14 protein-coding genes, 1 tRNA gene and 3 rRNA genes are annotated in these 18,813 nt (G+C 45.7%); 5 read left to right on the top strand and 13 right to left on the bottom strand.

All coding sequences use genetic code 11. The annotated features are described in order from the left end of the window. Positions 1 to 50 precede the first annotated feature (50 nt). The 5 genes from MWM02_RS16450 to MWM02_RS16470 all read right to left on the bottom strand — a co-directional run bounded on the left by MWM02_RS16450 (position 51) and on the right by MWM02_RS16470 (position 6,443). Positions 51 to 123, bottom strand: a tRNA-Val gene (locus MWM02_RS16450). Between the two features lie 10 nt (positions 124 to 133). Then, positions 134 to 250 (bottom strand): 5S ribosomal RNA (gene rrf, locus MWM02_RS16455). 128 nt (positions 251 to 378) lie between these two features. After that, positions 379 to 3,313 (bottom strand): 23S ribosomal RNA (locus MWM02_RS16460). Between the two features lie 197 nt (positions 3,314 to 3,510). Beyond that, positions 3,511 to 5,067, bottom strand: a 16S ribosomal RNA gene (locus tag MWM02_RS16465). Together the 16S, 23S and 5S rRNA genes with 1 tRNA gene alongside form the textbook arrangement of a ribosomal RNA operon. A 497-nt stretch (positions 5,068 to 5,564) precedes the next feature. Then, the gene (locus MWM02_RS16470; RefSeq protein WP_064550616.1) at positions 5,565 to 6,443 is read right to left on the bottom strand and encodes a nucleotidyltransferase-like protein; all 879 of its coding nucleotides are present in this window, start codon (positions 6,441 to 6,443) and stop codon (positions 5,565 to 5,567) included. Positions 6,444 to 6,597: 154 nt separating this feature from the next. On the opposite strand from MWM02_RS16470, the gene MWM02_RS16475 reads away from it, so the two are divergent. Next, positions 6,598 to 6,954 (top strand): YgzB family protein, encoded by a 357-nt coding sequence (locus MWM02_RS16475; protein ID WP_064550615.1) that lies wholly within the window; start codon positions 6,598 to 6,600, stop codon positions 6,952 to 6,954. A 25-nt stretch (positions 6,955 to 6,979) separates the two neighbouring features. Here the strand turns inward: MWM02_RS16475 and perR are convergent, their stop codons facing one another. The 3 genes from perR to MWM02_RS16490 form a co-directional block, all read right to left on the bottom strand. Continuing rightward, positions 6,980 to 7,432: a peroxide-responsive transcriptional repressor PerR gene (gene perR, locus MWM02_RS16480; RefSeq protein WP_244402459.1), complete on the bottom strand. Its 453-nt coding sequence runs from the start codon at positions 7,430 to 7,432 to the stop codon at positions 6,980 to 6,982. 248 nt (positions 7,433 to 7,680) lie between these two features. Continuing rightward, positions 7,681 to 8,151: a thioredoxin-dependent thiol peroxidase gene (gene bcp, locus MWM02_RS16485; RefSeq protein WP_064550613.1), complete on the bottom strand. Its 471-nt coding sequence runs from the start codon at positions 8,149 to 8,151 to the stop codon at positions 7,681 to 7,683. Between the two features lie 54 nt (positions 8,152 to 8,205). Beyond that, positions 8,206 to 8,622: an ion channel gene (locus MWM02_RS16490; RefSeq protein ID WP_064550612.1), complete on the bottom strand. Its 417-nt coding sequence runs from the start codon at positions 8,620 to 8,622 to the stop codon at positions 8,206 to 8,208. 122 nt (positions 8,623 to 8,744) lie between these two features. Here MWM02_RS16490 and MWM02_RS16495 point away from each other — a divergent pair, with 122 nt between their 5' ends. From MWM02_RS16495 to MWM02_RS16510, 4 genes are all read left to right on the top strand, one after another. Then, positions 8,745 to 9,446 (top strand): response regulator transcription factor, encoded by a 702-nt coding sequence (locus MWM02_RS16495; protein ID WP_064550611.1) that lies wholly within the window; start codon positions 8,745 to 8,747, stop codon positions 9,444 to 9,446. Then, positions 9,443 to 10,465 (top strand): sensor histidine kinase, encoded by a 1,023-nt coding sequence (locus MWM02_RS16500; protein WP_244402460.1) that lies wholly within the window; start codon positions 9,443 to 9,445, stop codon positions 10,463 to 10,465. Before MWM02_RS16495 ends, MWM02_RS16500 begins: the two co-directional genes overlap by 4 nt. A gap of 90 nt (positions 10,466 to 10,555) precedes the next feature. Next, a complete protein-coding gene (locus MWM02_RS16505; RefSeq protein ID WP_244402461.1) occupies positions 10,556 to 11,335 on the top strand; it encodes an ABC transporter ATP-binding protein in 780 nt (259 codons plus the stop codon). Then, a complete protein-coding gene (locus MWM02_RS16510; RefSeq protein ID WP_244402462.1) occupies positions 11,307 to 13,229 on the top strand; it encodes an FtsX-like permease family protein in 1,923 nt (640 codons plus the stop codon). The genes MWM02_RS16505 and MWM02_RS16510 overlap by 29 nt, the downstream gene beginning before the upstream one ends. An 88-nt stretch (positions 13,230 to 13,317) precedes the next feature. Here MWM02_RS16510 and MWM02_RS16515 read toward each other — a convergent pair whose 3' ends face one another. The 5 genes from MWM02_RS16515 to MWM02_RS16535 form a co-directional block, all read right to left on the bottom strand. Further along, positions 13,318 to 14,943, bottom strand: a complete 1,626-nt coding sequence (locus MWM02_RS16515) for an L-lactate permease (protein WP_064550607.1) — start codon at positions 14,941 to 14,943, stop codon at positions 13,318 to 13,320. A gap of 36 nt (positions 14,944 to 14,979) precedes the next feature. Beyond that, the gene (locus MWM02_RS16520; protein WP_064550621.1) at positions 14,980 to 15,942 is read right to left on the bottom strand and encodes an L-lactate dehydrogenase; all 963 of its coding nucleotides are present in this window, start codon (positions 15,940 to 15,942) and stop codon (positions 14,980 to 14,982) included. Positions 15,943 to 16,216: 274 nt separating this feature from the next. Next, positions 16,217 to 17,002, bottom strand: coding sequence for an ABC transporter permease (locus MWM02_RS16525; RefSeq protein ID WP_244402463.1), 786 nt, complete (start codon positions 17,000 to 17,002; stop codon positions 16,217 to 16,219). A 3-nt stretch (positions 17,003 to 17,005) separates the two neighbouring features. Then, positions 17,006 to 17,797: an ABC transporter permease gene (locus MWM02_RS16530; protein WP_064550605.1), complete on the bottom strand. Its 792-nt coding sequence runs from the start codon at positions 17,795 to 17,797 to the stop codon at positions 17,006 to 17,008. Continuing rightward, positions 17,790 to 18,794: an ABC transporter ATP-binding protein gene (locus MWM02_RS16535; RefSeq protein ID WP_064550604.1), complete on the bottom strand. Its 1,005-nt coding sequence runs from the start codon at positions 18,792 to 18,794 to the stop codon at positions 17,790 to 17,792. The genes MWM02_RS16530 and MWM02_RS16535 overlap by 8 nt, the downstream gene beginning before the upstream one ends. Positions 18,795 to 18,813: the final 19 nt, after the last annotated feature.

The following is an 18,813-nucleotide window of genomic DNA, read 5'->3' on the forward strand; positions in this document are numbered from 1 at the left end:
TCGGAAATAGAAAATATACCGAGAAACTCATGCTCTGCACATTATTATGATGGAGGATGACGGGATCGAACCGCCGACCCCTTGCTTGTAAGGCAAGTGCTCTCCCAGCTGAGCTAATCCTCCATTATAAACCGCCTAGCGACGACCTACTCTCGCAGGGGCGCTGGCCCCAACTACCATCGGCGCTGGAGAGCTTAACTTCCGTGTTCGGAATGGGAACGGGTGTTTCCTCTCCGCTATTGTCACTAGGCAAGTAATGGACAAGAATTATTATATATGAGCGGCTAGTTTTGTCAAGATGGGGATTTCATTCCCTCAAAACTAGATAACCGTTCGTTTGGAAGAAACCGTTTCGCTGGGCGGCTTCCGTTTTTCCGCTTGGTTAAGTCCTCGATCGATTAGTATCCGTCAGCTCCACGTGTCGCCACGCTTCCACCTCGGACCTATCGACCTCGTCATCTTCGAGGGATCTTACTCGCTTTTCGCGATGGGAAATCTCATCTTGAGGGGGGCTTCACGCTTAGATGCTTTCAGCGCTTATCCCTTCCGCACATAGCTACCCAGCGGTGCCCCTGGCGGGACAACTGGTACACCAGCGGTGCGTCCATCCCGGTCCTCTCGTACTAAGGACAGCTCCTCTCAAATTTCCTGCGCCCGCGACGGATAGGGACCGAACTGTCTCACGACGTTCTGAACCCAGCTCGCGTACCGCTTTAATGGGCGAACAGCCCAACCCTTGGGACCGACTACAGCCCCAGGATGCGATGAGCCGACATCGAGGTGCCAAACCTCCCCGTCGATGTGGACTCTTGGGGGAGATCAGCCTGTTATCCCCGGGGTAGCTTTTATCCGTTGAGCGATGGCCCTTCCATACGGAACCACCGGATCACTAAGCCCGACTTTCGTCCCTGCTCGACCTGTCCGTCTCGCAGTCAAGCTCCCTTCTGCCTTTGCACTCTCCGAATGATTTCCAACCATTCTGAGGGAACCTTTGGGCGCCTCCGTTACCTTTTGGGAGGCGACCGCCCCAGTCAAACTGCCCACCTGACACTGTCTCCCACCCCGATAAGGGGTGCGGGTTAGAATTTCAATACCGCCAGGGTGGTATCCCACCGTCGCCTCCACCGAAGCTGGCGCTCCGGCTTCCCAGGCTCCCACCTATCCTGTACAAGCGATACCAAAATTCCATATCAGGCTGCAGTAAAGCTCCACGGGGTCTTTCCGTCCTGTCGCGGGTAACCTGCATCTTCACAGGTAGTATGATTTCACCGGGTCTCTCGTTGAGACAGTGCCCAAGTCGTTACACCTTTCGTGCGGGTCGGAACTTACCCGACAAGGAATTTCGCTACCTTAGGACCGTTATAGTTACGGCCGCCGTTTACTGGGGCTTCGGTTCGCACCTTCAGCCTTGCGGCTTAAGCGCTCCCCTTAACCTTCCAGCACCGGGCAGGTATCAGCCCCTATACTTCGCCTTTCGGCTTCGCAGAGACCTGTGTTTTTGATAAACAGTCGCTTGGGCCTTTTCACTGCGGCTCCCTCGGGCTTGAGACCCAAGAGAGCACCCCTTCTCCCGAAGTTACGGGGTCATTTTGCCGAGTTCCTTAACGAGAGTTCTCCCGCGCACCTTAGGATTCTCTCCTCGCCTACCTGTGTCGGTTTGCGGTACGGGCACCTCCCACCTCGCTAGAGGCTTTTCTTGGCAGTGTAGGATCGGGGACTTCGGGACCAAAGGTCCCTTCGCCATCACGGCTCCGCCTTGTTGCCAGACGGATTTGCCTATCTGGCGGCCTAACCGCTTGGACAGGCTATTCCAGCAGCCTGCTCGCCCTACCTTCCTGCGTCCCCCCATCGCTCAAACGGTGAGGAGGTGGTACAGGAATCTCGACCTGTTGCCCATCACCTACGCCTTTCGGCCTCGGCTTAGGTCCCGACTAACCCTGAGCGGACGAACCTTCCTCAGGAACCCTTAGGCTTTCGGTGCAGAGGATTCTCACCTCTGTTTTCGCTACTCACACCGGCATTCTCACTTCTAAGCGCTCCACGAGTCCTTCCGGTCTCGCTTCAGCGCACTTAGAACGCTCCCCTACCGATGACCATCGGTCATCCCACAGCTTCGGTGGTACGTTTAGCCCCGGTACATTTTCGGCGCAGAGTCACTCGACCAGTGAGCTATTACGCACTCTTTAAATGATGGCTGCTTCTAAGCCAACATCCTGGTTGTCTGGGCAACTCCACATCCTTTTCCACTTAACGTACACTTAGGGACCTTAGCTGGTGGTCTGGGCTGTTTCCCTCTCGACTACGGATCTTATCACTCGTAGTCTGACTCCCAAGGATAAGTCGTTGGCATTCGGAGTTTGACTGAGTTCGGTAACCCGATGAGGGCCCCTAGCTCAATCAGTGCTCTACCTCCAAGACTCTTCCCTTGAGGCTAGCCCTAAAGCTATTTCGGGGAGAACCAGCTATCTCCAGGTTCGATTGGCATTTCACCCCTACCCACACCTCATCCCCGCACTTTTCAACGTGCGTGGGTTCGGGCCTCCAGTAGGTGTTACCCTACCTTCACCCTGGGCATGGGTAGATCACCTGGTTTCGGGTCTACGACGACGTACTATGCGCCCTATTCAGACTCGCTTTCGCTGCGGCTCCGTCTTTTCGACTTAACCTCGCACGTCATCGTAACTCGCCGGTTCATTCTACAAAAGGCACGCCATCACCCATCAACGGGCTCTGACTACTTGTAGGCACACGGTTTCAGGTTCTCTTTCACTCCCCTTCCGGGGTGCTTTTCACCTTTCCCTCACGGTACTGGTTCACTATCGGTCACTAGGGAGTATTTAGCCTTGGGAGATGGTCCTCCCTGCTTCCGACGGGATTCCCCGTGTCCCGTCGTACTCAGGAGCCACTCGGGAGGGAACGAAGTTTCGACTACAGGGCTGTCACCTTCTCTGGCGGGCCTTTCCAGACCGCTTCGTCTACCCCGTTCCTTTGTCACTCCCATCTGAGTGGTCCTACAACCCCAAGAGGCAAGCCTCTTGGTTTGGGCTGTTCCCGTTTCGCTCGCCGCTACTCAGGGAATCGCGGTTGCTTTCTTCTCCTCCGGGTACTGAGATGTTTCAGTTCCCCGGGTGTGCCCTCCATACCCTATGGATTCAGGTATGGATACTGCCCCATTACGGGCAGTGGGTTCCCCCATTCGGACATCTCCGGATCAACGCTTGCTTACAGCTCCCCGAAGCGTTTCGGCGTTTGCCCCGTCCTTCATCGGCTCCTAGTGCCAAGGCATCCACCGTGCGCCCTTTCTAACTTAACCATGCGAAACCCGGCTTTATCTTCGCCGCCTTCGCTTCCCGGCTTCTTCCTTTCGGTTATCTAGTTTTCAAGGAACCAATTGATTTGTCCTGCATCCGTTCATAGACGCAGGCGCAAAGCATTTGAAGGAACAACCAATGTTCCTTCAAAACTGAACAAAACTCCGCGTCCACTTTATTTTCACGATGATGTCCTTAGAAAGGAGGTGATCCAGCCGCACCTTCCGGTACGGCTACCTTGTTACGACTTCACCCCAATCACTTGCCCCACCTTCGGCGGCTGGCTCCCTTGCGGGTTACCTCACCGACTTCGGGTGTTGCAAGCTCTCGTGGTGTGACGGGCGGTGTGTACAAGGCCCGGGAACGTATTCACCGCGGCATGCTGATCCGCGATTACTAGCGATTCCGGCTTCATGCAGGCGAGTTGCAGCCTGCAATCCGAACTGAGAGCGGCTTTTTGGGATTCGCTCCCCCTCGCGGGTTCGCAGCCCTTTGTACCGCCCATTGTAGCACGTGTGTAGCCCAGGTCATAAGGGGCATGATGATTTGACGTCATCCCCACCTTCCTCCGGTTTGTCACCGGCAGTCCCCCTAGAGTGCCCAACTGAATGCTGGCAACTAGGGGCGAGGGTTGCGCTCGTTGCGGGACTTAACCCAACATCTCACGACACGAGCTGACGACAACCATGCACCACCTGTCACCCTGTCCTCCCGAAGGGAGGAACGCCCTGTCTCCAGGGTTGTCAGGGGATGTCAAGACCTGGTAAGGTTCTTCGCGTTGCTTCGAATTAAACCACATGCTCCACCGCTTGTGCGGGCCCCCGTCAATTCCTTTGAGTTTCAGCCTTGCGGCCGTACTCCCCAGGCGGAGTGCTTAACGCGTTAGCTACAGCACTAAAGGGGTAACCCCTCTAACACTTAGCACTCATCGTTTACGGCGTGGACTACCAGGGTATCTAATCCTGTTTGCTCCCCACGCTTTCGCGCCTCAGCGTCAGTTACAGACCAGAGAGCCGCCTTCGCCACTGGTGTTCCTCCACATCTCTACGCATTTCACCGCTACACGTGGAATTCCGCTCTCCTCTTCTGCACTCAAGTCCCCCAGTTTCCAATGACCCTCCACGGTTAAGCCGTGGGCTTTCACATCAGACTTAAGGGACCGCCTGCGCGCGCTTTACGCCCAATAATTCCGGACAACGCTCGCCCCCTACGTATTACCGCGGCTGCTGGCACGTAGTTAGCCGGGGCTTTCTCGTTAGGTACCGTCACCGTGCCGCCCTGTTCGAACGGCACTTCTTCTTCCCTAACAACAGAGCTTTACGATCCGAAGACCTTCTTCGCTCACGCGGCGTCGCTCCGTCAGACTTTCGTCCATTGCGGAAGATTCCCTACTGCTGCCTCCCGTAGGAGTCTGGGCCGTGTCTCAGTCCCAGTGTGGCCGGTCACCCTCTCAGGCCGGCTACGCATCGTCGCCTTGGTGAGCCGTTACCTCACCAACTAGCTAATGCGCCGCGGGCCCATCCGCAAGTGGCAGCCGAAGCCGCCTTTCAACCAAAGACCATGCGGTCTTCGGTGTTATCCGGTATTAGCTCCGGTTTCCCGGAGTTATCCCGGTCTTACGGGCAGGTTACCCACGTGTTACTCACCCGTCCGCCGCTAACCAAGCGGAAGCAAGCTTCCGCCCGGTCCGCTCGACTTGCATGTATTAGGCACGCCGCCAGCGTTCGTCCTGAGCCAGGATCAAACTCTCCATAGAAAATGGATTGGCTTATCTTCAGCTTCGGCTCCGACACCAAAAGATGCCAGTCGCCTTCGCTTTTCTTATTGTCTAGCTCCGGCTCCTAGCCCCTCGGGACGCTTCGGTCTCGCTGTGGCGGCAACCGCCTCCTCGCGAGCCCTCCAGCGCCTGTCAGGGCTAATCAGTCGCCTTCGCTTTTCTATGTGGACGCTTCGTTTTGTTCAGTTTTCAAGGAACATTCTTTTTTAAAGCGACTTCTTTATACTATCATTTATATTTTTCATTGTCAAGCATTTTTTCACCCACATCATTCCGCAACTCCCTTGGTTGCGGCGACGTTTCATAATATATCATCTCTTTTTTAACAAGTCAATAACATTTTTCTTATGAAAATAAAAATTTCAATCTTCATTTCCACATAAAAACAGGGCTGACATATTTCCTAAAAATGAACACACAGCCCCGACATACAGATAAAAATAAATTTACAGACACAGCCGCAACAAAAAATGCTACTACTGTCCTCCATTTTTCAATGAATAGTAACGATGATAGATGCGGGGGCTTTTTGTTGTCTCTTCCTTCACATGCAAAATTTTTTTCTCTACTAAATATTCCAACATTATGATAAGGTCTACCGAATACGATGCAAGCTTTGGATGTTGCACCATTTCAGCTATGCTCCACGCTCCTTCTTTTTCCCTTAAAACGTTGCACAAATGAGCAGCCCCTGATGGAATCCGAGAATGAATTAAAAACTCACTTGCCAAAAATAAAAGTTCTAGCCGTTTCGGCAAAGGCTCTTCGCTGCTAACAAGTTCCTCATATAGCTTATAAATTTGCCCATCAATTTGCTTCACTTGATTCCAGACGGTCACCTCAGGATAAAATCCTTGTTCAATGACGGCTAATCGCGCGAGATGATGCAGCGCATGAATGACATGATGATACGCATCTAACAATTGGTTTGCTTCAAAAAACGCTTTCCCGTCCATATATCTACGCACTAATTTTGCAAATTCCAACCCCATTTTTAACTGCCGCATCTCTTTTGGGAATTCCGCCATACGATTGCGAAGTTGATGTATATATTCATTACGGTCAAATAAAACCTTTCCATTAAATATCCAATCAATGGCTTTTCGATGATTGCCAAGAAGCAGCCATTCGTTTAACTTTGTTTCATCGACCACATATAACGCCGCTTTTTCTTCTCCTGATGCATAATGTTTTATAAATATAGGTGGGTTCATATCAGCGGCAACTACCAATAAAACAAAATGGAATGTGTCTGTCACAGCCGAATTGTTCGCTTTTTTTTCAATCAGTAAAATGCCTAATGTATTACGACGGCTAGCCCATTGCTGGTAGATGGGACGAATTAAACCTTCCATATATGATTTCCTCCATCTCCTTCATGTTGCCATTCGTTATTCGACAAAAAACAAAAAAATCCTCTTTGTCGTTTCCATGCCTCTCGAAGATAGCATTATAAAGCTAACGTTACTTCTTCACTTTATGATATAGTGGTAATAGGAGGGAAAAATAATGGGCATTAAATATTCGAGCAAAATCAACAAAATTCGCACATTTGCCTTAAGCCTAATTTTTATTGGCGTTATCGTTATGTATATAGGAGTGTTTTTCCGTACATCTCCTTTCATTATGACATTGTTTATGATTTTAGGCCTTCTTTTCATCATCGCAAGCGCTGTTGTTTATTTTTGGATTGGAACATTATCAACAAGGGCAGTGCAAGTCGTATGCCCATCTTGCGGCAAAGTGACGAAAATGCTTGGCAGGGTAGATTTATGCATGTTTTGTAATGAGCCGTTGACATTAGATCCGGAGTTAGAAGGGAAAGAGTTTGACGAAAAATATAACCGAAAAAAAAGAAAAAGCTGATAGCAACTTCCCCGCTATCAGCTTTTTAATGTTGTTGGCGTGCTCTCTCTTGACAATCGGGACAAGTCCCATAAATTTCCATACGATGATGATCCACTTTGAATCCCGTTACATGTGCAGCAAGTTCTTCTACCTCATCTAAGCCCGGGTAGTGAAAATCGACAATCTTGCCACATTGTTCACAAATAACGTGGTAATGATCGGATGTAACGAAATCAAAGCGGCTTGATGCATCACCGTATGTTAACTCTTTCACTAATCCGACCTCTTTAAAAACGCGCAAATTATTATAGACGGTCGCTACGCTCATGTTTGGAAATTTTCCTTCCAGCGCTTTATATATTTCATCTGCTGTCGGGTGTGACATCGAGTTAATTAAATATTCCAATATCGCATGACGTTGCGGAGTAATGCGTATTCCCGTCTGTTTTAATGTATCAAGCGCTTCTTTTAACTGTTGATTGTCAGACACCGTCATGCACCTCTCTTCCTTAAAAAAATAAAAAGAATTATTATTTTATAATTTTTATAATTAGTCTACAAGTATTTTATGCTATTTGTCAATATTCGTATCATTAATATATGAAATCGCCACATCTTTTTAACATAAAAAATGCGCGGAAGCTCGTTCCGCACCATTCATTGCATTATTCATTTGAGGAGGCTACTATTCAGCATACGCGTTGCCAAATTTTTTGTATGGACTTTTACCTATATATAGGAAAATTACGTTAAATTTTCTAAAATGTATTTTAACGCCTCTTCTACATGCCCCTTTACTTTAACTCCCCTCCATTCTTTCACTAATCTTCCGTCCCGGTCAATCACAAACGTCGAGCGCTCAACTCCCATATACTCTTTTCCGAAATTTTTCTTTAGTTTCCAAACACCGTACATTTCCGCCACTTTATGTTCTTCATCGGAAAGCAATAAAAATGGAAGTTGATATTTTTCAATGAATTTTCTGTGCCGCTCTACAGGATCCGTACTTACTCCTAAAATAATTGTATCACTTTCTGCAAACTTTTCATAACGATCGCGAAAATCGCACGCTTCCGTCGTGCATCCCGGCGTCATATCTTTCGGATAAAAATACAATACAACATGTTTCCCGTGAAAATCAGAAAGGGAAACCATTTCGCCGTTGCTTGCCGGCAATGTAAAGTCCGGCGCTGGTTGTCCGACTTGCAGTGACATCTCTCTTCCCTCCAATGTATTGTTCTTTCGCTTTTAGAGTAGCGAAAGGAGCAATCAATTGCAACGATTAACATCATCACGATCCATCATCGTACGGGCTACAAGCACAGCAGGCATAATATAACCTAGCAAAGCTTCCGTAATGGCAATCCATCTTCCAATCCCTATCGGAGCAACATCCCCATATCCAACCGATAGCAACGTCATCCCGCTTAAATAAAGGCTGTCTTGAAGTATAGAAAAACATCCGTTTGCCGTTCCATCGGCAGACGGGATAAATACGTTATGCCCATTCATTTGCAGCACCATATATATGAGTCCAAAACCTAGCATCATCGTGATATACCATTGAATAAGGATAAATAAATTTTCCAAGGAAATATGCCGAGTTACTTTTCCTCTTGTCGTCCAAATAGACGTAATGCTTCCAATTAACACCGCCGTGACAATTCCTACAAACGCGTATTCCATTCCTCTCACCTCGTACTTGTCCATAACCATATATACGAAGGCAAAAAGTCGATTATTCATCTATCAGTTGATTCGGTATAATAAAACTTATGGAAAGAAAAACGACGGAAAGGGAGAAACCAATGCATACGATTTTAATTGTCGAAGATGATGCAAAAATCGCCTCGATGCTTAAGGAGCATATCGAGAAATATGAATACCGTGCACATATTGCGGAACAGTTTGACGATATAAAAAAAGAATTTATAAAGTACCGGCCTCATCTTGTACTGCTCGACATTAATCTCCCTCGATTCGACGGTTTTTATTGGTGCCGGCAAATCCGCACGATTTCCCTCTGCCCTATTATTTTCATCTCCGCGCGCAGCCACGAAATGAACCAAATTATGGCCATCGAAAACGGTGGAGATGATTACATTACAAAGCCGTTTCATTTTGATCTGGTCATGGCAAAAATCAAAAGTTTAATGCGGCGGACATACGGTTCTTATGCCGCTCCTGCAGAGCCCCACGTATATGAGGTTTCGGGATTGTACTTGTTATATGATCGACATGCCGTGCAATGGAAAGAGAAAACGATCGAGTTAACAAAAAAGGAGTTTACTTTATTAGAACGTTTGGCAAAAAAATCCGGAAAAATTGTATCTCGTGAAGAACTGCTCGAGTCATTATGGGATGATACCGAATTTGTCGACGACAATACATTATCCGTCAATATTACACGCGTTCGCAAAAAACTGCAGCAAATCGGAATCGAACAGGCAATTGAAACGGTTCGCGGAGTCGGTTATAAATTAGCGGAAACATGGAGGGATTCACAATGAAATTGTTTTTGCGTGAGCATATCCCGCTGACCATCTTTCATCTCCTTCACGCTGTACTTTTGCTATCGATTGTGTATTTATATATGCTCGAACAATCTTTTCGTCCGTCTTTTGGCATGTTTGCGTATCTTTTCGTCATTAGCTTTGTGTGCATCATGATATTTTTAGCATGGCGCTATTGGCGGCAATCCCATGCATATCGGTTTTTATCGTCCGACTTGCGGCAGTTAGACATGAGCACACATCCTTTTAGCGGGTCTCCGTTACTGCTTGCTTTTCAAAAACTTCTCCGCTCGCAATATCGTTATTACATACAAGAAATACAAACATTACATAAAGAAATGGACGATGCATCATTATTTATGAACCAATGGGTCCATCAGATGAAAACACCCGTTTCTGTCATGGATTTGCTTTTGCAAAACTTTGACATTCAAGACCAATCCGACTGGGAGTTTGTGAATAGCATGCGTGAAGAACTCGAACGACTGCAGCATGGATTGGAGCTGGCTCTGTATTCAGAACGAATAAAACGTTTTTCCCATGATTTTCACGTAAAGCGGCTGCCGCTAAAAACAATGGTCAATCATGTCATTCAACATTACAAACGCTCGTTTATTCGCAATCGCATTCACCCCATCGTCGAAATTCCGGAAACGATTTTCGTAGAAACGGACCCAAAATGGTTTCAGTTCGCTCTTAGCCAAATCGTCACCAATGCCATCAAATATTCGAAAGACATCAGCAGCCAAATCGTGCTTTCTGCTGTTTGGCGCGAAAACGAAGTATTTTTGTCCGTTCAAGATTTTGGAGTCGGTATTCCAAAGCAAGATATCGGACGCGTATTTGAACCTTTTTTCACCGGTATGAATGGGCGCAGATTTCGCGAATCCACTGGAATGGGGTTATACCTTGTCAAACAAATTGTTGACCATCTTGGCCACGGAATTGCCATTTCCTCTGAAGAAGGAAAAGGCACCACCGTCACAATCACTTTTTCCAATGTGACAAAAATGTAAGAAAACAAGCAGGCTTTGTAAGGAAAATCGATATGTTCACGCGATCTCCCTTCGTATAATCGACAGTAGAAACAATAAGGGAGGTTTTTTATGGCGATCCTGCAAGCAAACTCGATTACGAAAATATACCGTTCCAGCCAGTCGGTCGCACACCGGGCATTAGACAACTTCAGTTTATCGATCGAAAAAGGCGAGTTTGTCGGCGTCATGGGGCCATCCGGAAGCGGAAAAACGACCTTGCTTAATATTTTAGCAACCATCGATCAGCCGACTACGGGAGAAGTGTTGGTGGAGGGGAAAAATCTATCACGTCTTTCGAAAAAAGAACTTGCTTTGTTTCGCAGACGAAAACTTGGCTTCGTGTTCCAAGACTTCAACTTGCTAGACACGTTAACGATTGGGGAAAATATCATCCTTCCGCTTACATTGGACAAAATTCCCGTTAAAGAAATGGAACAGCGGTTGCAAACGGTAGCTGCCGCTTTAGGCATCGAAGGGATTCTCGACAAGCGGACATACGAAGTCTCAGGTGGGCAACAGCAGCGCGCTGCAATTGCGCGGGCAATCATTCATAAACCGCTGCTCATTTTTGCCGATGAGCCGACTGGAAATCTCGACTCGAAATCTTCAAAAGATGTGATGGAAACATTAACAGCATTGCATCAGGAACAAAACGTCTCCATCATGATGGTTACGCACGACCCGTTTGCAGCAAGCTATTGCGAGCGCATCATTTTCATTAAAGACGGCAAATGGTTTACTGAGATACGCAAAGGACATAACCGGCAGGCGTTTTTTCAAGATATTCTCGACATGCTCTCACTATTAGGAGGGAACGTCAATGACATTTCGACAGTTCGCCCTTCATAATGTGAGACGCAGCTTTGACCGATATGCCGCCTATTTTTTGAGCAGCACTTTCGCCGTTACCGTCTTTTTTATGTACGCTGCATTTATTTTCCATCCTGATGTAGTGAACGGAACGATTCGGCCATCAGTGCGAAGAGGAATCTTTGCTGCTGAAGTCATCGTCTTTCTCTTTGCCGTATTTTTCATTTTTTATTCGACAAGCTCGTTTTTAAAATTGCGCAAAAAAGATTTTGGCTTGCTGACGTTACTCGGTATTACGCGCGGTCAGCTGAATAAATTAATCGTGATCGAAAATTCGATCATTGCCCTGCTTTCGATTATAACGGGAATGGGGTTTGGCGCTTTATTGACAAAAATCTTTTTCATGATGTTTTCCATTATTTTAGACTTGCCATCGCCGCTATCTTACTATATTCATTGGAAAGCAATCGTCGCTACCGCGACCGTGTTTCTCGCGACATTTGAGACGATTACGATCATGACGCTTATCACGATCCGCTCTTCGCAAATTATTGATTTATTAATATCGGCGAAAAAGCCGAAAAAAACACCTGTCTACTCGATCTTGCTTTCGCTGCTTGCGGTTATCTGTCTGGCGATTGGATACTATTTAGCCTATACCTCTAACATCATGCAAGCGGGAAAACGCGTTCTGCCGATTTTACTGCTCGTCATTATTGGAACGTACTTTCTATACACGCAAGCGAGCATTGGGCTGCTGCGATACTATAAAAAACGGAAACGCTCCTATTATCGCGGCACAAACTTAATTGCTGCCGCTGAACTGACATATAAAATAAAAGATAACGCGAGAATTTTATGCATAGTGACGATTTTAACAGCAGTGACCTTTACTTCCACCGGGGTGCTTGCCAGCCTTTATTTTGGCAAAAAAGCAGAAGCAGAAGCACGGTTCCCGCACGCAATTGCGCTTATCTCAAAAAAAGAACCGGAAGCCTTTGAAAGCAAATTGCAAATACTAAAAAACACTTTACGCGACGAGCATGTTCCTTTCAAAAGTCATCAGGCCGCTTTCATCCGCGCATATAACCCTAAGAAACCTAACGATCAGACCATGCAACATCTTGTGCTTATGCGCGTAACCGATTACAACCGATTCGCGGATTTGGCCGGCCAGCCGCATATATCATTGCCAGCAAATACAGCAGCGTATATGCATCCTACACCTGATAAAGGCTACGAGCCAATTCGAGGAAAACAAATTACGCTTGCCGCTCAACATAGCGATAAAACGATAACCGTTTCATTGACAAAACCGATTTACCAGCCGGTCATCAATCCTACTGCATTCGCTGGACACATGCTCATCGTTCCCAATCATGTCTTTGCGACAATGCGTCACTTTGCTGCGAAAGAAGCGGTTCAATACTACTTCGGCGCATCATATCAGCATTGGGAAAAAGAAGCGTCAATCATCAAGAAATTAAACCGCTCCTTAAAAGCAGATGACGACGTTGATTTTACTAATCGTTTTGAATTTTTTTACGAGATGAAGAAAATTTTTTCCTTAACGCTATTCATCGGCTTTTTCGTCAGTGTCCTCTTCTTTTTGGCGGCCGACAGCATTTTATATTTTAAGCTGTATAACGATTTGGAGCAGGATAGCAAGCAGTATGCCGCGTTATCCAAACTAGGTTTAACATGGAAAGAAATGAAACAAATCGCGGCGAAGCAAGTAGCGATTCTCTTTTTCATTCCGTTTGCCATTGCCGCCGTCCATGCCGGATTTGCCTTTAAAATGCTGCAAAACATGGTGTCCGGTTCTGTCGTCAAAACAAGCGTGCTTGTCATCATCATCTTTTTTGTTGTTCAACTTGGTTACTATTTCTTGATTCGTTCGCTTTACACGAAAAAGGTGGAGCAAGTAATGTAAATTACAGCGGCCTTTTCCCGATGCATCAATCGGAAAAAGGCCGCATTTTTTATTTATACACAGTGCTTAACTTATAACAGATAATGCTCTAAATTCCAATGACCGAAAGAACGTATGTCCATATTCCTACAAATAACAGCAGAATCAGGCTATAATAAATCGTCATTTTAAACAAATGGGATTCTTTACCAGTTTCTTTCACTGCAGCGGTTGCAATCGCGATGGATTGCGGAGAGATGAGTTTTCCCATCACTCCCCCGCTAGTATTGGCAGCAAGCAATAGCGAAGAGCTTGTCCCTATTTGAGATCCTGTAACCACTTGCAAATGGCCAAATAAAGCATTGTTGCTGACGACAGATCCCGTAATAAATACACCGAGCCATCCCAATAACGGGGAAACGAACGGAAATGCGCCTCCTGTCTTCGCTAATGCTAAACCGATCGTAGAGGATAAACCTGCATAGTTCGCTAAATTGGCAAATCCCATGATCAAACAAATGGTCAATACAGGAATATATAGCTCTTTACATGTTTCTTTTAAACTTTGCATTCCCTCAGCGAACGTCATGTTTCTACTGAACATCACTGTCAACAGCGCCGCTAATAAAATCGCCGTGCCTGTGGCTGACACAAGATCTAGCTTAAATATTGCATCTAATGCAGTCTGTGCCGGCGCCACCGGAGGAGTTTTTACGACTTCGCCATGCAAAAATGGTACTTTAAACAAAAGCGTCGTTTGATGAAGCGCTCCTCCCTCAGCAAACAGAGCTTTAAAACCAGGCAGACTCCATATAATAACGATTACCGTTAAAATATAAAACGGAGACCAAGCACTAATGATTTCTTTCAAGCTGTATTTCGATTTCTCTGCAACTTCTTCATCTTGGTGAATTCGATATATATGCGACGGCTGCCATTTTCTTAAGAAAATAGTTAGTGCCCCCATACTGACAAGCGCTGCTAAAATATTGGCCAATTCAGGCCCAAGCACAATGATGGTAAATGCTTGTACAATGGTATAACTTCCGCTTACCACTAAAAGAGCGGGCAACGTCTCTTTAATCCCTTTCCATTTATCCAAAATAAACACTAATAAGAATGGAATGAGAAACGTAATAAACGGCAAAATCCAAGCGAGTGTACGGGATAATTCAATCGGAGTTAAATCTCCCATTTGCGCTCCGACAATCACCGGAATTCCAATCGCACCAAACGCGCCAGATGCAGCATTGGCAATTAAGCAAAGAGCAGCGGCTTTTAATGGATGAAATCCTAGTTCAGCAAGTAAAGCGGCAGAAATAGCAATCGGAACGCCAAATCCTGCAGCCCCTTCTAAAAAAGCGTTAAAGCTAAAACCAATGAGCAACAGTTGAAGCCGCTGATCCTCCGAAATGTTTGCAATACTCCCGCGGATAATATCAAATTTCCCCGTTTTCACAGCAATCTTATATAGCCAGACAGCCATGATCACAATATAGCCTATCGGCCATAAACCGTTCGCGATTCCATAGATGGAAGCAGCGATCGCCTTTGAAATCGGCATATGAAAAAACAACACAGCTGTCACTAACCCAAAACAAAGAGTGAGAAAAGCAGCTTTTACTCCCTTCATCTTAAACAACGTTAAACATAATAAAAACAAAATAATGGGGAGCGCTGCAATGAATGCAGAAAGATATGCGTTATGAAAAGGATCATAATGTTGTATCCACATGATGATTTCACCTTGTTGTTATTCGAAGTCAGTATTTTATAACTTGGCTTCTTCAAAATAACGGGAAAGAATGTCTTTTAATACAGTGACGCTATGATGAAATTGCTGTTGTTCTGTTTCATTTAGCTTCAATTCCATTACCTCGCGGATACCGCTTCGGTTAATAACAGCAGGCACACCGATATAAACGTTTTGTTCACCATATTGCCCGTCTAGATGAGCAGAAACGGTTAAGATGGCATTTTCATTGTGCAAAATAGCACGCGTAATGCGGACTAGCCCCATTGCAATGCCGTAATACGTTGCACCTTTTTTCTCAATGATTTGATATGCCGCATCACGAACATTAACAAAGATATTGTCTAAATCCTCTTTTCTATAGTTATCGTTCTGCGCCAATATTTGCTCAACTGGAATGCTTCCAATTTCCGCATGGCTCCAAACAGGCAACTCTGTATCCCCATGCTCTCCAATAATATACGCATGTACATTAGTTGGAGCCACTTGAAAGTATTCGCTTAGCAAAAAGCGGAATCTTGCTGTATCAAGAATCGTTCCTGAGCCGATCACCCGTTCTTTCGGTAATCCGCTAAATTTCCAAGTAGCATATGTTAAAATATCTACCGGATTCGTTGCAACAAGAAAAATGCCATCAAACCCTGATTTCATAACAGAATCGACAATTGTTTTAAAGATATTGATGTTTTTGTCAACAAGATCCAATCTAGTTTCTCCTGGCTTTTGGTTTGCCCCTGCGCAAATCACCACTAAATCAGCATCTTGGCAATCTTGATAATCTCCGTGCCATATATTCATCGGCTTCGGCGCAAATACTTTTCCGTGATTTAAGTCCATCACATCGCCTTTCGCCTTTTCTTTATTGACATCAATCAGCACTAATTCATCGGCTATTCCTTGATTCACAAGGGCAAATGCATAGCTGGACCCAACAAATCCCGTTCCTATAACTGCCACTCGGTTCACGCCTTGTTGTTTCATCATCGTTGTCTGTCATCCTTTCTAAGAAAGTTAATTTGTGAATTTATTCACAATTATATTGTGCATTATTTCACATTTTTTATCAAGTATCAACTATAAGAGAAATTTGTCTTTTTTGTTAACGTTATATCACCACGCCCGATTCATCATCATATACAGCAAGTAATCCACAAAAAAAGGTCTGTCATTATATTCTCCGCGATACATACTACATATACTCATTTTGATAAAAAATAAGAGGGCGATCCTTACTTCCTTCCAGATCTCCCTCTTTTTAATTCCCCGCTCCGCGATATCGTTTAACTCCCGCATTCCACAAACACACAGCAACCGCAAAAAAGATAACACCCATAACCGGAGTCAAAAACGCATATCCGTGCCATTCTTTTTTGCCGAGAAAATACGAGGCCGGATACACGCCGACGAACGCAAACGGCAAAATCCACGTTAAAATATAGCGGACGACGCGATGATAAATATCAATCGGATAGCGCCCGTAGTTGCTGATGTTGTACATCATCGGCATGATCGATGTGCGAGCGTCGGACCAAAAGCTGATCGTCGCCAATGATACAAATACTCCCGCGTAAATAAGCGCTCCTCCTAGCACGAACAAAATAAGCAAAAAAATATCATACCAATGCAGCGAAAGATGCAAGCGCGCACCCGCATACACCATAATGATTATGCCGGTGACTCCGCCAAGAAGCGACTCCAACTCCATCCGCTCGAGAACGACTTGAAACAGGCTGTGCACCGGACGCGTCAACACGCGGTCCATTTCTCCGCGCACAATATAGCGCTCATTAAAATCCCAAATGTTAAAAAATGCTCCGAACACCGCATATGGCACTAAGAAAAAGCCGTAAATAAACAAAATTTCATCGCGCGTCCATCCGTGCAATAGCGGCGTATGCCCAAACACAACGAGAAGAAAAACAAGATTGGCGGCCTGTGACATCAAATCAGAAACAAACTCGACAAGCAAATCGGCGCGATATTGCAACTTTGTTTTCATGTATTGCGCCATATATTGAAAAAAGACCGATACGTAAAACACGACTCACCCTCCTTGAACGACAAGCTGCTTTTTCGCCGCTTTCCATAACAGCCGAATCGGGATGAGCAACAGTGCGCACCATATGAGTTGAAATAAAAGTCCGTCGATGATTGCTTGCCCCCGGAAGCTTTCTGTCACAATCATGCTTGGAATATAGCTGATCCCTTGAAACGGGAAGTATTTCATCACCGCTTGCGCCCAGTCCGGATAAAAGTTAATTGGTAAAATCAATCCGGAAAAAAGATCAATGACGAACCGTTTTGCCCGCAGCAAACCTTCGTTGTTGAGAGTAAAAAATGTCACAATTCCTGCAAGCAAATTCAATTCCGAGTTAATAATAAAACTAAAGGCAATCGACAATGTGAAAAACATCCATGTATGAACATCGGTTGGAAAACGAAGCGGCAAAAATAAAGCGACAAGGAACACTCCCGGAAGCGAAAGAAACAATAAGCGAAAAATTCCTTCCCCCAACCCTTGCATCGTTTTCATTCCGAGATAACTGTAAGGGCGGATGAGTTCGGTCGCCACTTTTCCTTCGCGAATCTCCATCGCGATTTCACGGTCGATATTATTGAAATAAAACGCCCGCGCCATCCACGAGATGGCGACATATGTCGTCATTTGCTCCATCGACATGCCTTGCATCGTCTGTTTTCCGCCGTAGATCGCCGACCAAAGAAAATAGTACGCCGCGATATTAATGGCGTAAATAAGAATGCCGGTGTAATAGTTTGTTCGGTACGCCAGCATCATTAAAAAACGGATGCGGATCATCTCAATGTATTTATCCATGCACCACACCTTCCTCGTAGATGTTGCGGATAATTTCTTCTGTAGAAATTTCGTTAATGTTCATATCTTGAATCGAATAGCGGGCGACAACGCGGCTGATCACTTCCGGCAACAGCGCGGAAGGTGCGTGTGCTGTCCAGACGTTTGCCTGTTCTCCTTTTTTCCATGTTACTTGCAAACCGTCCGTTAGTTCCTTTAAAGTGTCTAACGTCATTTCGTTTGCGAACGTAAATTGAATTTGTTTTCCTTCCCCCCAATTTTCTTTTAGCTTTTGCAGCGAGCCATCGTAAATGATTTTTCCTTCATCAAGCATAATGACGCGTTCACATAGCGCTTCGATGTCGGAAATATCGTGAGTCGTCAATAAAATCGTTGTGTTGTATTTTTCATTAATTTCTTTTAAAAACTGGCGGATTTTCAGTTTTACAAGCACATCCAAACCAATCGTCGGCTCATCTAAAAATAAAAGCGGCGGGTTGTGAATAAGCGCCGCTGCCAGTTCGCAGCGCATCCGCTGTCCAAGGGAGAGCTTGCGCACCGGCTTGTCCAACAGCGGGCCGATATCGAGCGTTTCAATAACATGATCCATATGTTCTTTGTAATCTTCGTCCGACACACGATACACTTTTTTCAACAGCCGGAACGACTCTTGGACGGCGATATCCCACCAAAGTTGCGAGCGCTGCCCGAACACAACGCCGATCGTCCGCACAAACGCTTCCCTCTCTTTATGCGGATTCATGCCGTTGACGATCACTTTTCCGGATGTTGGCGTTAAAATCCCTGTAAGCATTTTAATCGTTGTCGATTTTCCCGCTCCATTTTCGCCGATATAGCCAACCATTTCCCCCTGTTTTACAGTAAACGAAATGTCGTTGACAGCGCGGATAATTTTATAGTTTCTTGTAAACAAATCGCGAAACGCTCCGACTAAACCGGAGCGGCTCGAATACGATTTAAATTCTTTTCGCAAGTTTTCCACTTCAATGGCATTCATGTTGCATTCCCTCCACATA

This window comes from Parageobacillus sp. KH3-4 (assembly GCF_022846435.1).
In the GTDB taxonomy this organism is placed as follows: domain Bacteria; phylum Bacillota; class Bacilli; order Bacillales; family Anoxybacillaceae; genus Parageobacillus; species Parageobacillus thermoglucosidasius_A.